Origin of the sequence: Amycolatopsis sp. ATCC 39116 (assembly GCF_000231075.2) — a bacterium.
In the GTDB taxonomy this organism is placed as follows: Bacteria; Actinomycetota; Actinomycetes; order Mycobacteriales; family Pseudonocardiaceae; genus Amycolatopsis_E; species Amycolatopsis_E tucumanensis.
The window spans coordinates 95952-109441 of record NZ_AFWY03000017.1 but is presented as its reverse complement, the minus strand read 5'-3'; the positions used below and the strand labels follow the sequence as shown (position 1 = coordinate 109441).

General features: G+C 71.6%; 10 protein-coding genes. 6 read left to right on the top strand and 4 right to left on the bottom strand.

Annotation, left to right across the window (positions count from 1 at the left end; genetic code table 11):
• Positions 1 to 84 precede the first annotated feature (84 nt).
• The 3 genes from AMY39116_RS43245 to AMY39116_RS0319595 are packed head-to-tail and all read right to left on the bottom strand — an operon-like array spanning position 85 to position 3712.
• Positions 85 to 1452 carry an MFS transporter gene (locus AMY39116_RS43245; protein WP_020419341.1) on the bottom strand — a complete coding sequence of 456 codons (1368 nt, stop codon included), beginning with the start codon at positions 1450 to 1452 and terminating at the stop codon, positions 85 to 87.
• A 23-nt stretch (positions 1453 to 1475) separates the two neighbouring features.
• The gene (locus AMY39116_RS0319600) at positions 1476 to 2252 is read right to left on the bottom strand and encodes an SDR family NAD(P)-dependent oxidoreductase (RefSeq protein ID WP_020419340.1); all 777 of its coding nucleotides are present in this window, start codon (positions 2250 to 2252) and stop codon (positions 1476 to 1478) included.
• Entirely contained in the window at positions 2249 to 3712 is a 1464-nt protein-coding gene (locus tag AMY39116_RS0319595) for an aldehyde dehydrogenase family protein (RefSeq protein WP_020419339.1), read from the bottom strand. The genes AMY39116_RS0319600 and AMY39116_RS0319595 overlap by 4 nt, the downstream gene beginning before the upstream one ends.
• 318 nt (positions 3713 to 4030) lie before the next feature.
• Between AMY39116_RS0319595 and AMY39116_RS0319590 the strand changes: the two genes are divergently transcribed.
• The 6 genes from AMY39116_RS0319590 to AMY39116_RS0319565 all read left to right on the top strand — a co-directional run bounded on the left by AMY39116_RS0319590 (position 4031) and on the right by AMY39116_RS0319565 (position 11967).
• Positions 4031 to 4675, top strand: coding sequence for a GntR family transcriptional regulator (locus AMY39116_RS0319590; RefSeq protein ID WP_020419338.1), 645 nt, complete (start codon positions 4031 to 4033; stop codon positions 4673 to 4675).
• Positions 4676 to 4718: 43 nt separating this feature from the next.
• Positions 4719 to 6821, top strand: a complete 2103-nt coding sequence (locus tag AMY39116_RS0319585; RefSeq protein ID WP_020419337.1) for a hydantoinase/oxoprolinase family protein — start codon at positions 4719 to 4721, stop codon at positions 6819 to 6821.
• A gap of 19 nt (positions 6822 to 6840) precedes the next feature.
• Positions 6841 to 8994, top strand: a complete 2154-nt coding sequence (locus AMY39116_RS0319580; protein WP_020419336.1) for a hydantoinase B/oxoprolinase family protein — start codon at positions 6841 to 6843, stop codon at positions 8992 to 8994.
• A 29-nt stretch (positions 8995 to 9023) separates the two neighbouring features.
• Entirely contained in the window at positions 9024 to 10151 is a 1128-nt protein-coding gene (locus AMY39116_RS0319575; protein WP_020419335.1) for a 3-isopropylmalate dehydrogenase, read from the top strand.
• A 93-nt stretch (positions 10152 to 10244) separates the two neighbouring features.
• Positions 10245 to 11015 (top strand): FadR/GntR family transcriptional regulator, encoded by a 771-nt coding sequence (locus AMY39116_RS0319570; protein WP_020419334.1) that lies wholly within the window; start codon positions 10245 to 10247, stop codon positions 11013 to 11015.
• A gap of 91 nt (positions 11016 to 11106) precedes the next feature.
• Positions 11107 to 11967 (top strand): polysaccharide deacetylase family protein, encoded by an 861-nt coding sequence (locus AMY39116_RS0319565; protein ID WP_020419333.1) that lies wholly within the window; start codon positions 11107 to 11109, stop codon positions 11965 to 11967.
• 48 nt (positions 11968 to 12015) lie between these two features.
• On the opposite strand, the gene AMY39116_RS0319560 is transcribed toward AMY39116_RS0319565, so the two are convergent.
• Positions 12016 to 13452, bottom strand: coding sequence for an MFS transporter (locus AMY39116_RS0319560; RefSeq protein WP_020419332.1), 1437 nt, complete (start codon positions 13450 to 13452; stop codon positions 12016 to 12018).
• Between the last annotated feature and the right edge of the window lie 38 nt (positions 13453 to 13490).

The following is a 13490-nucleotide window of genomic DNA, read 5'->3' as shown; positions in this document are numbered from 1 at the left end:
GGGTGGCGAGGGGTCAGGCCGGTCGCCGCGGCCCGCGACCGCTCGTGGCAGTCGCGGGCCGCGCCGACCGGTGGTAGGGGTTGGTCAGGTGTTCGCGGACGGTTGCGTGGCGGGGGCGCCCGCGGCCACACCGGAACGCCTGCGGATCCGGCGGCCGACGCCGGCCATCGTGACCGCGGCACCGGTCAGGAAGACCGCCGTCACCAGCACCGCGGCGCTGCTGTTGCCCTGTCCCGGGCCGTCGCCCTTGATCAGCGCCACCATGTACGGCGAGACGAACCCGGCGAGGTTGCCGACCGCGGTGATGAACGCGATGCCGGTGGCCGTCGCCGGGCCGCTGAGCAGGTACGGCGCGTGCGCCCAGAACACTGGCAGCGTGGAGATGCAGCCGATCGCGGCGAGCGTGAACCCGGTCAGCGCCAGCAGCGGGGATCCGGTGAGGCTCAGCGCGCCGAGCACGAGCCCGGCGACGCCGGCCAGCGCGGGCACCACGTAGTGGCGGGTGCGTTCCCCGGTGCGGTCGGAATTGCGCGCCAGCAACCACATCGCGAGCGCGGCGAACACGTACGGGATCGCGGTGAGCCACCCGATCTGCCCGGTGCTGAACGACCCCATCTGCCGGACGATGGTCGGCAGGAAGAACGCCATCGCGTACAGGGGGATGATCATCGCGAAGAACGCGAACGACATGCCGAGCACACCCCGGTCGCGCACCGCCGCACGCAGCGAGCCGGCGCGGTGCCCACCCGCGGAGTTGGCCTTGTCCTCCCGCTCCAGCTCCGCGACCAGCCACGCGCGCTGCCGCTCGCTGAGCCACGTCGCCTGCGCGGGCTTGTCCGTCAGGTACCGCACCACGACGAACGCCATGACCAGGCACGGGAAACCCTCGGCCAGGAACATGAACTGCCAGCCGGTCAGGCCCCACGGCGTGAACCCCATGAGCCAGGTCGACAGCGGCGCGCCGATGACCGTCGACACCGGCACGGCGATGTAGAAGACGCTGATCAGCCGCGCCCGCCGCACCGCGGGGACCCACTGGCTGAGGTAGAGGATCACGCCGGGCACCAGGCCGGCTTCGGCGACGCCGAGGAGGAACCGCAGCGCGTAGAAGCTCCACTCGTCGCGGACCAGGAACATCGCCATCGACACCAGGCCCCAGGTGAACATGATGCGGGCGATCCAGTACCGGGCGCCGACGCGGTAGAGGATCATGTTGCTGGGCACTTCGAAGAGCACGTAGCCGACGAAGAACAAGCCCGCGCCGAGGCCGAAAGCCGTTTCGCTCAAGGCGATGTCCGGCTGCATCTTCAGCTTCGCGATGGAGATGTTGGTGCGGTCGAGGTAGTTGAGGACGTAGACGAAGAACAGCAGAACGCCGAGCCGCCACGTGACCTTGCGCAGGGTGGTCCGCGCGAGCTCGTCGTGGTCGGCAACGCCGGTGTTGCCGGACATGGGTTCTCCCGGGGGGTTGGGGGTCAGGCCGGTGGGGTGAAACGTCCGTCCACGGCCGTCCAGCCACCGTCGACCATGACGGTCGATCCGGTGACGTAGGCGGCCGCGTCGGAGGCCAGGAACACGACGGCTCCGGCCAGTTCGCCGGGCTGGGACCAGCGGCCGAGCGCACTTTTGGTGGCGTAGGCCCGGTACCAGCCGGGGTCGTTCTTGATCTGGTCGGTCAGCGGGGTTTCCACCACGCCGGGGGCGATCGCGTTGACGCGGACGCCGGCTTCGCCGAATTCGGCGGCCGCGGTCTTGACGAGCTGGATCGCGCCGGCCTTGGTGGCCGCGTACACCGACTGGCCGGGTTCGACGACGAACCCGCGCACCGAGGAGAAGACCACGATGCTGCCGCGGCCGCGCTCCACCATCCCGCGGCCGAACGCCTGCAGCACGGTGAAGGTCGCTTTGAGGTTGAGCGCGACGACGCGGTCGAACTCCTCGGGCGCGTAGTCGAGAATGCGCTTGCGCACGTTGGTCGCCGCGGTGAGGACCACGACGCCGAGGTCCCCGAGTTCGGCGGCGGCCCGGTGCACGGCCGCCGCGTCGGTGATGTCGAGTTCGAGCGCTTCGCCGCCGGTGTCGGCCGCGGTCGCCTTCGCGGTGAGCGGGTCCTTGTCGGCGCAGATCAACTCGGCGCCGTGGGCGGCGAGCGCGAGCGCGGCCTCGCGGCCGATCCCGCCGGCCCCGATCAGCAGCGCGCGCTTGCCGTCGAGCCGGAACAGCGTGGTGTAGTCGGTCATGGTCTCGCTCATTCCGGCCGGATCACGGCCATGCGGGTGACGGTCAGTTCTTCGATCGCGAAGCGCGGTCCCTCCCGGCCGATGCCGGAGTCCTTCACGCCGCCGTAGGGCATGATGTCGGACCGGAAACCGGGCACCTCGTTGATCACCACTCCGCCGACCTCGAGTTCCTCGATGGCGGCGAACGCGGTGGCGAGCGAGCGGGTGAACACGCTGGCGTGCAGGCCGTAGCGGGACCGGTTGACCAGGTCCAGCGCCGCCGGGAGGTCGGGCACGGACCGGATCGCCACGACGGGGGCGAAGATCTCCTCGCACCACGCGTCGGCGGTTTCCGGCACGTCGAGCAGGAGGGTCGGCTCGACGGTGCGGTCGATCACCCGGCCGCCGTGCAGGACCTTCGCCCCGGCCTGCTCGGCCTGCTCGATCCAGTCAAGGGTGCGCCGCGTCGCCGCCTCGTTGATCAGCGGCGCCACCCGGGTCCGCGGGTCGCGCGGATCGCCGACCGTCAGCTCGCCCATGCGGGCGGTGAGCTTGCCGACGAACTCCTCGCGCACCGGCTCGCACACGATCACGCGTTGCACGGCGATGCAGGCCTGGCCGTTGAAGTAGTAGCCGCCGCGCAGCACGGCGTCGGCGGCCTTGTCGAGGTCGGCGTCGGTGTCGACCACCAGCGCCGCGTTGGAGCCCAGTTCCAGCAGGACCTTCCGCGGCGCGGCGTCGCGTGCGATCCGGTGCCCGACGGCGGCGGAACCGGTGAACGACACCGCCGCCACGCGCGGGTCGGTCACCAGCGTGTGCCCGACCTCGGCGTCGCCGGTGATGACCTGCACGATCTCCGGCGGCGCCCCGTGCCGGGCGGCGGCCTGCCGGACCTGGTCCGCCAGCCACAGCGCGGTCAGCGGCGTGGCGGGGGCGGGCTTGCAGATCACCGGGCAGCCCGCGGCGATGGACGGCGCGATCTTGTGGCTGGCGAGCAGGAGCGGGCCGTTGAACCCGGCGATGCCGACGACCAGGCCGATCGGACGGCGGGTCCAGAACCCGATCATCCCCGCGCCGGAGGGCTGCAGGTCCAGCGGCACGGTTTCGCCGTGGATGCGGGCGACCTCCTCGGCCGCGGCCGACCAGGTGAAGACCGTCCGGGCGAACTCCACCTCGCAGTCGCCGCGGGTCTTGCCGGTCTCGGCGATGAGCAGGTCGACCAGCTCCGCCTCGTGCGCCCGGAGCGCGGCCTCCACGTCGAGCAGGATCGCGCGGCGGACCGCCGAGGTGAGCTTGCCGGCCGGTTTCACCGCGGCCGCACCCGCGTCGAGGGCGGCGTGGGCGTCGCCGACCGATCCGACCGGCGCGTGCGCGACCACCGATCCGTCGTAGGGGAACACCACCGGCGCGGTTCCGGCGCCGGTGACCCACCCGGGGCCGACCGGCAGTCCGGACGGGAACTCGGGCAGCGCGAAGCCCGCATGCGAACTCATCGGAAATTCTCCTCTGGACGTCGTCGTCCCAGGTCTTGCCAGCCAGGTCGGCAACACCGGCGATCGACTGCTGGTCGGACCAGCTCGTGATGCCACGAGCATGAACCAGCGCCGGTCGGCGAGTCAAGTTGTCGCGAAAAAAGACGCTCTGAGCTGCGCCTACTCGCACGAACCGGGTGAATGTCGATGCCCCGGGCTTGACGAGCCGGTGCCCATCGGCCAGTCTGACGGCGCTGTATCCAGCCGTCGAGCAAGGAAGGTCGGCGAGCGTTGGCCAGACGAGAGGACCGGGCGGGAGCGCCATCGCGCATCCCGCTCGTGGACGAAACGGCCGCGATCATCCGGGAGCGGATCTACACCCACCGCTACCCGACCGGGTCGTGGCTGCGGCAGGAACACCTGTCCGCCGAACTGGGTGTCAGCCGCACCCCGCTGCGCGAGGCGCTGCGCGTCCTGGAGCAGGAGGGCCTGGTCAAGGTCACCGCCGGGCAAGGCGCCCAGGTCATCACCGGTGACCTGGACACGCTGCTGGACGCCTACCAGCTGCGCGCGGTGGTGGACGGTCTCGCCGCCCGGCTGGCCGCGGAGAACAACCGGGGCGGTGGCCTGATCCGCCAGCTCCGCCGGGCCATCGAGGTGCAGCGCGCGGCGGTGGACCCGTGGGCGCCGCGCGACTACACCGACTCCAATGTGGACTTCCACGAGCACGTCATCCACCTGTCCGGCAACGACTTCGTGATCGGCCAGCTGCCGATCCTGCGGATGACCGCGCAGGTGTTCGCGCCGGTCGCGCTGGTGCGGCCGGAGAGCGCGATCCGCGCGATCGCCGAGCACACCGCCATCGCCGACGCCATCGAGGCAGGCGACGGCCAGGCGGCCGAGCGGCTCGCGCGTGCCCACATCGAAGCCACGATCACCGAACTCGAGCAGAAGAAGACATCGGCGGCCGAGGACGCGTCCTGACCCCGACGGTCCCCGTCAGCGCACAAAGGAGTGAAACGCCGGGATGCCCAGCTACTACGTGGCCTCCGACATCGGAGGCACCTTCACCGACACCGTCGTGATCGACTCGGACGGCGCCGTCGGCCGCTACAAGTCCTCGACGGTGCCCGACAACCCGGCGCAGGGCGTGCTCGACACCCTCGTGCTCGCGGCCGACGAACGCGGTGTCCCGCTGGAACAGCTGCTGGCCGACGTCGAGGTGTTCGCCCACGGCACCACCGTCGCCACCAACGCGATGCTGGAGGGTCGCAGCCGCAAGGTCGGGCTCATCCAGACCCGCGGGTTCGGCGACACGCTCACGATCATGCGCGGCTTCAAGGCCACCGGCCTGGACGAAGACGACATCAAGCGCTTCCGCACGCTGGTCAAGCAGCCTGCCGCGGTGCCGCGCCGCCTCATCGCCGAGGTCACCGAGCGCATCGACTACGCCGGCCGCGTCGTCTGCCCGCTGGACGAAGACGACGTGCGCCGCGCGGTGCGCCGCCTCCAGGAGGCGGGCGCCGAGGTGTTCGCGGTGTCCCTGCTGTGGTCGTTCGCCAACGACGTGCACGAGAAGCGCGTCGCGGAGATCATCGCCGAGGAGGCGCCGGGCGCGTCGGTCACCCTGTCCTCGGAGTTCCTGCCCCGCATCGGCGAGTACGAGCGCACGCTGACCACCGCCGTCAACGCGAGCCTGCGCCCGGTGCTGAAGACCTCGCTGGACTCGTTCGAGAACACCCTGGCCAAGGCGGGCCTGAAGACGGGTCCGCTGCTCATGCAGTCCAACGGCGGGCTGGCGACCTTCGCCGAAGTCGAGAAGCGGGCCGCGGCCACCGTCATGTCCGGCCCGGTCGGCGGGGTGGTCGCCTCGCAGTTCGCGGGCGCGCGCAACGGGTACCGCAACATCGTCACCACCGACATGGGCGGCACGAGCTTCGACGTCGGGCTGGTCCTCGACGGGCGGCCGGTCATGTCGAACACGACGCTCATCGGCCGCGACGAACTCGCCCTGCCGTCGGTCGCGGTGCGCGCGATCGGCGCGGGGGCGGGCTCGATCGCCTCGGTCCGCAACGGCGTCCTGCAGGTCGGCCCGGAGTCGGCAGGCGCGCGCCCAGGCCCGGCGTGCTACGGCCGGGGCGGCACCCGTCCCACGGTGGCCGACGCCGACCTGGTGCTGGGCTACCTGAACCCGGACAACTTCCTCGGCGGCAGGCTCACCCTGGACGTGGACAAGGCCCGCGCCGCGATCGACGAGCACGTGGCCAAGCCCGCGGGTCTGACGATCGAGCAGGCCGCGGAAGGCATCAAGACCATTGTGGACGCCCGGATGGCGGACCTGGTCCGACAGGTCACCGTCGAGCAGGGCTACGACCCGGCCGACTTCGCCGTGTTCGCCTACGGCGGCGCCGGTCCCCTGCACGCCTTCTCCTACGGCGCCGAGCTCGGCTGCCCGCAGATCGTCGTGCCCCTCACCGCGTCCGTGCACTCCGCCTTCGGCATCGGCTGCTCCGACCTGACCATGGTCGAGGAGTTGTCCAAGCCGCTGCAGACACCGCCGGGCACCACCGACCACGCCACCGCGCTGGCGCCGGACGAGCTCAACGCCACGTTCGACGAGCTGGCCGCCCGCGCCCGGCGCGACCTGATCGCCGCGGGCGCGGCCGAGGACTCGATCACGTTCGCGAAGTTCGTGGAGATCCGGTTCCGCGCCCAGATCCACGTGCTCACCGTGCCGGTCGAGGCGGACCGGATCACCCCGGCCGATGTGAACGCCATGGTGGAGCGGTTCGTCGAGATCTACGAGGGCCGCTTCGGCAAGGGCGCCGCGTTCCTGGAAGGCGGGGTGGAGATCACCACGTTCCGGGTGGTCGCCACCAGTCCCGTGCCGCGCGCCGAGTTCGACACCGGCGCACTCGGCAAGGCGGGCGGCGCCGAACCGGGCACGCGCCGCGTGTTCTCCGGCGGCCAGTGGCGCGACGCCGCGGTCTACCGCGCCGAGCACCTGCACGACGGGCTGCGCATCGAGGGCCTCGCCATCGTCGAACTCCGCGACACCACCGTCGTGATCGGGCCAGGGCAGGACGCCGAGGTCGACCGCTTCGGCGACATCATCATCCAGAACCGCTGACCGGGAAGGAGAACAACGCATGACCACCACCGTCGACCCGGTCACCTACGAGGTCATCCGGCACAAGCTCTGGTCCATCAACTCGGAGGGCGGGACCACCGTCGAGCACGTGTCCGGCTCCCCCGTCGTGCACGCCACCGACTACAACTTCGGCATCTACACCGCCGCCGGTGAGATGGCGATCATCGGCACCTACCTGCTCACCCCCATCTACACCGGGGCGATGGCGATCGAGGTGTTCCTGGACCGCTACGACGACATCGAGCCCGGGGACGTCTTCATCATCAACGACCCGTACCTGGCCGCGATGCACCAGAACGACGTGCAGTTCTGCAAGCCGGTGTTCCGCGACGGCGAGATCGTGGCGTGGCTGGGCTGCATGGCCCACCAGGTCGACCTCGGCGGGATGGACCCGGGCAGCTGGTGCACCACCGCCACCGACGTGTTCCAGGAAGGCATTCGCATCCCGCCGGGCCGGATCGTGCGCAAGGACGTGCTGAACCAGGAGCTGTGGGACACCATCGTCCTCAACTCCCGCATGCACGACACCGTCGCCAACGACTTCCGCGCGTTCCTGGCCGGGTTGCGCGTGGCCGAGCAGCGCTTCCACGAGCTGTGCGACCGCTACGGCGCCGACGCCGTCCGCGCCACGATGGAGAAGACCCTCGACAACTCCGAGGCCGACCTGCGGGCCCTGCTCCGGGAGCTGCCGGACGGCGTGTACGAGCACACGTCCTATTTGGACCGTCCGGACGGTGGCGAGGGCATCGAGCTGCTGCAGGTGCCGTGCCGCCTGGAGAAGACCGGTGACCGGCTGGTGTTCGACTTCTCCGCCGCGAGCCCGCAGTCGCCGGCCTACGGCATGACCACGCGCGGCGGCCTGCTCGGCGCGGTCGCGACGCTGATGCTGATCACCTTCGGGTCCGACATCCCGTGGAACCACGGCCTGATGCGGCCGGTCGAGGTGACCGCGCCGGACGGGTTGTGCGTCACGGCGGTCGAACCGATGCCGGTCTCCGGCGGCGCGGCGGGCGCGAACTGGACCGCGACCTGCTCCGCCGGTGGCGCGATCGCGAAGATGCTGTCGTTCTCGGAGAAGTACGAGGGTTACGCGTTCGGCCCGTCCGACGGGTCCTGGCAGCTCAACCAGTTCGGCGGCGTCGACCAGCACGGCGAGCCGTTCGCCTCGATGTACATGGACTCGCTGCTGTGGGGCGGCCCGGCGTTCTCCTTCCGCGACGGGGTCGACGCCGGTGGCGCGATGGTCATCCTCTCCGGCGGCGCGACCGACGTGGAGCAGCAGGAGATGCGCCACCCGCTGCTGTACCTGTGGCGCCGCATGGTGCCCGACTCCGGTGGCGCCGGGACTTTCCGTGGTGGCAACGGGATCCAGTTCGCGCTGACCCCGATCGACACGCAGGAGGTCACCGGGGTGCTCGGCACACACGGTGTCGCGCTGCCGAACCGGACCGGCCTGTTCGGCGGTCTGCCCGGGTCCTGCGCGCGCTTCGAGCGGGTGACCGGCGCGGGCGCGCTGGACCGCCTCGGCAGCGGCGCCCCCGTCGTCGCGCTGACCGACCTCGACGGCGACCACCAGGTGCTGCCCGGTGTCGCGCCGGCCGCCCGGATCGCGTACGGCGACGTCTTCGAGTGCACTGTGCAGAACGGCGGCGGCTACGGCGATCCGCTGCTGCGTGACCCGGCGAAGGTCGCCGCCGACGTGGAATCCGGCGCGGTGACCGTCGAATCCGCCGCCCGCCTCTACGGGGTGGAACTGCGAGACGGCGAGGTCGACCAGGCGGCCACCGACGCGCGGCGGGCCGAAATCCGGGAGTCCCGTCGCAGCCGGATGGCCGCACCGCGCACCGAACCGGTGGCCGCGCCGGGCGAGCCCACCGGCATCTGGGGCGCGGCGCTCGTGACGCACCGGACCGCCGACGGGCTGACCGGGTCGTGCCGCCACTGCGGGCAGGTGCTCGGCGACCTGACCGGCGGGTGGGAGGCGATCGCGGGCCGGGTCGTGCTCGGCGCCGACGACCTCGGCGCCCGCGTCGAGGTCCACGGTGACCTCGCGGCCGTCGCCTACGTCTGCCCGCACTGCGTCACGGCGCTGTGGGTGGACGTCGAGCCGGCCGGCGGCAAGACCTGGCGCGACTTCGCCCTGCACGACTGATCCCCCACCTCAAGGAGAAACCGCAGCACATGCGCACCCACCACCTGGCCGTCATCGGCGGCGACGGCATCGGGCCCGACGTCACCGCGGCCGCGCTCGCCGGTGTCCGGGCCGCCGCCGACCGGTACGGCTTCGCGGTCGAGACCACCGAGTTCGACCTCGGCGCCGAGGCCTACCTGCGCTCCGGCGTCGCGCTCGGCGAGGAGTCGATCGAGGCGCTCCGCGGGCACGACGCCGTCCTGCTCGGCGCGGTCGGCGACCCCCGCGTCACACCGGGCGTCCTCGAACGCGGACTGATCGTCGGGTTGCGGGTCGCGTTCGCCCAGTCGGTCAACATCCGGCCGGTGCGCCTCTACCCGGGTGTCGAGAGCCCGATCGCCGGTGTCTCGCCGGACAACTGCGACCTGGTGATCATCCGGGAGAACACCGAGGGCCTCTACACCGGCGGCGGCTCGATCTCGCACGCGGGCACGCCGAACGCGGTGGCGATCCAGAACTCGATCACCACGGTCCCGGCCACGACCGAGACGGTGGAGTTCGCGTTCCGGCTCGCCTCCGCCCGGCGCAAGCGGCTGACGTTGTGCCACAAGAAGAACATCCTGGTGCACGCCGGGCAGCTGTGGCAGGACGTCGTGGACGAGGTCGCCACCCGGTACCCGGACGTCGAGCACGACTACGTCCACGCCGACGCGATGTGCCTGCACCTGCCGATGGATCCGGGCCGGTTCGACGTGGTGGTCACCGACAACCTGTTCGGCGACATCCTCAGCGACCTCGGCGCCACCGTCCAGGGCGGGCTCGGGCTCGCCGCGAGCGCCAACCACAACCCGCGTGGCAACGCGCCGAGCATGTACGAGCCGGTGCACGGCTCGGCGCCGGACATCGCGGGCAAGGGCTGGGCGAACCCGGCCGCGGCGGCGTTGTCGGCGGCGCTGTGCCTGGCCGGTCTCGGCGAGCGGGACGGCGCGCTGGCGCTGGAGGCCGCCGCGGCGTCCGTGCTGGCCGAACTGCCCGCGCTGGCCGGGCCCGGCATGGGCGGGGACACCGCCGAGATCGGGCGCCGCATCGCCGACCGGGTCACCGACGTGGACCCGGCGAAGATCGGCGACCCGGAGCGCTCCCTGATGACCGGCCTGGCCCGGCTCGCTCCCCGGTGACGGCCGGCGTGCTGCCCCGCTGACCGGGCACGCTCCCACCTCCCGGCCGGTATCCTCGGGGAATCCGCAGCGCACCGGCCGGGAGGGGTGAGGGTGGGCAGCCAGACCAGCGCGACCAACGGGCGGCTCTTCCAGCGCGTCGTCGACTACGTGCAGAACGCGATCGCCTCCGGGGAGCTCAAGCCGGGTGATCGCCTGCCGAGCGAGCGGGAACTGGTCGAGCAGTTCGGGATCGGCCGCGCCTCGGTGCGGGAGGCGCTGCGGGTGCTGGAGAACATGGACCTGGTCAAGTCCCAGCCGCGGGATCCGCGCGGGCCGTTGATCCTGCCGTTGTCGGTCGAACCGGTGCGCCGTTCGATCGCGATGCTCACCTCGGGCGGCGCGCTGGGGCTCGCCGAGCTCGTCCAGTTCCGGATGATCGCCGACGCCTCCGCGAACCTGCTCGCGGCCGCCCGCCGCACCGACGAGCAACTGCTCGCGCTGGAGCGGAACATGGCGCGGATGCGGGCGTGCATGAGCCGCGGCTACGCCGAGTTCAGCCAGGCCGACCTGGAGTTCCACGAGCTCATCGCCGAGGCCGGCGGCAACCGGCTGGTGCAGGTCTACGGCGACGTCACCCGCGAGGCGATCCTCAAGCTGATCCAGCAGACGATCCTCGACGCCGACGACCAGACGGCGCTCATGCTGCAGTCCATCCGCCACCACCGGGCGGTGTTCGCGGCCATCTCCGACCGCGACGGCCTGCTGGCGTCCCGGCTGGCGCGGGAAACCCTGTACGCCTACTACGCCGACCACGTGTCCCCCGCGGACCGCGAGATCATGGCAACGCTGGTCCGCGAATGCGGCGGCCGCCTGCCCGGCTGATCCCGGCCGGCAGCGCCCGATGCCGGAAGCGAGCACGATCACATCCCGCGGCTTGACCCTTCCACTAGTGGCAACGTTGCACCCTGGCCGCATGAGCCTGGAACTCTTCGACTACCAGCCGATCACCGAGCGGGAGCCGATCGCCTGGCCGGACGGGGCCCGCCTCGCGTTCTACGTCGGTCTCAACATCGAGCACTTCCACGTCGACAAGCCGTCCACCAGCATCTGGGCGTCCACGAACACGCTGGTGCCCGACGCGCTCAACTACGGGTGGCGCGACTACGGCCTGCGCGTCGGCATCTGGCGGGTCATCGACATCCTGGACCGGCACGGGATCCGCGCGTCGGCGCTGCTCAACTCCGAGGTCGCGCAGCACTACCCCCAGGTGATCGAGGCAGGCCGGGCCCGCGACTGGGCCTGGCTCGTGCACGGCCAGACCAACTCGCGGCTGCACGCGAACCTCGGTGCGGACGAGGAACGCGAGATCCTCACCGACGCGGTCACCACCATCGAGAAGGCGACCGGCCTGCGGCCGAAGGGCTGGATGGGCCCCGGCCTCACCGAAACCTTCGACACGCCACGGCTGCTCGCCGAACTCGGCCTGAGCTACGTGCTCGACTGGACCAACGACGACCAGCCGTACCGGCTGAACGTGCCCGGCATGCTGAGCGTGCCCTACACGGTCGAGGTCAACGACCTGCTGATGTTCATCACCCGGGGGTTCACCGGCCCCGAGGTGCTGCAGATCGTCAAGGACCAGTTCGACCAGCTCTACGCCGACTCCGCGAGCGGCGGCCGCGTCATGGCGCTCCCGCTGCACCCGTTCATCATCGGCCAGCCGTTCCGCGCCCGCTACCTCGACGAGGCGCTGGCCTACATCGCGAGCCACGACGACGTCTGGCTCACCACCAGCGACGAGATCGCCGAGCACTACGCCCGCACGACCGCCTGAGTCGCCGGGAACCCGGGCGGGGCGGCGGCCCCGCCCTGCCCGGGTCGCTCACGGCGCGGCGACCGGTTCGGCCAGGGGCGCGGCGGGTTTGCGCGCCAGCGCGAGGCTGACCAGCAGCCCGAGCACCATCCCGGCGGCGGTCAGCAGCACGACCAGGAACTCGCCGTCCGCGGTGGCGGCACGCAGGGCCTCGCCGGTCTTGCCGTCGGTGCCGATGTCCGCGAGCGCGGTGAACACGGCGAGGCCGATCGCGTTGCCGATGTTCAACGCCGTCGACGCGATGCCGTTCGCCACGCCCTGTTCGGCCGCCGCGGTGCCGGTGGCGGCAGCGATCCACATCGCCGTCCACACGACGCCCTGGCCGACGCCGGACACCACCAGCCCGGGCACCAGCAGCCCGTACCCGGCGCCGGCGTCGAACCCGATCGCCATCACCGCCGTGCCCACCACGCCGACCGCGAAGCCGCCCACGAGCGTGGTGCGCAGGCCGATCCGCGTGGTCAGCCGCTCGCCGAGCTGGGTGCCGGTCGCGATCGCCAGCGACGGGACCAGGAACGCGAGCCCGGTCTGCAGCGCGCTGTAGCCGTGCACGCTCTGCATCAGGACGGTCAGGAAGTACGGCAGCACCCCGAACGTGGCCATGTAGATGAACGTGACGCTCATGCCGATGGTCAGGCTGCGGTTGCCGAACAACCGGAACGGCATCAGCGGGTCCGCGCTGCGCCGTTCGATCACCGCGAACGCCACCAGCAGCACCGCGGACAGCGCGAACGCGCCGAGCACCAGCCCGCTGCCCCAGCCCTGCTCGGGGCCCTGCACCAGCGCGAACACGAGCAGCGTCGCGCCCCCGGTGACGGTCAGCGAACCGGGCAGGTCGAAGCGCCGGCGCGGCCCGCCGGCCGGGTCGCGCGGGATCACCGCGAGCGCGGCCAGCGCCACGAGACCGGCCAGCGGCACGTTGACGTAGAAGACGGCGGGCCAGCCGAAGTTCTCGGTCAGCACACCGCCGAGCAGCGCGCCGATGGTCAGCCCGCTGGCACCCGCGCCACCCCACACGGCCAGTGCGCGGTTGCGTTGCGACCCCTCGGGGAACAACGTGTTGATCAGCGACAGGGTGGACGGCAGCAGCAGCGCGCCGCCGATCCCCTGCACCGCGCGGGCGACGATGATCGTGGCTGGGGTCGGCGCCAGCCCGCCGGCCAGCGACGAGACCGCGTAGAGGGCCAGTGCCAGCACGAAGACGCGGCGGCGCCCGAGCAGGTCGGCGGCCCGGCCGCCGAACAGCAGGAACCCGCCGGCGAACACGACGTAGGCGCTCACCACCAGCTGCTGGGTCTGACCGGGAAAGCCCAGGTCGGCGCCGATTTCGGGCAGGGCCACGAACACGATGTTGAGGTCCAGCGAGTAGATCAGCTGCGCGAGCGCGAGCAGGGCCAGCACCCAGCCCAGCCGCGGCCCGGCGGCCGGTCTCGGAAGAGCGGACATGCGGAAGCACACCTTCCAGGTTCGAAAGTACGATCGTA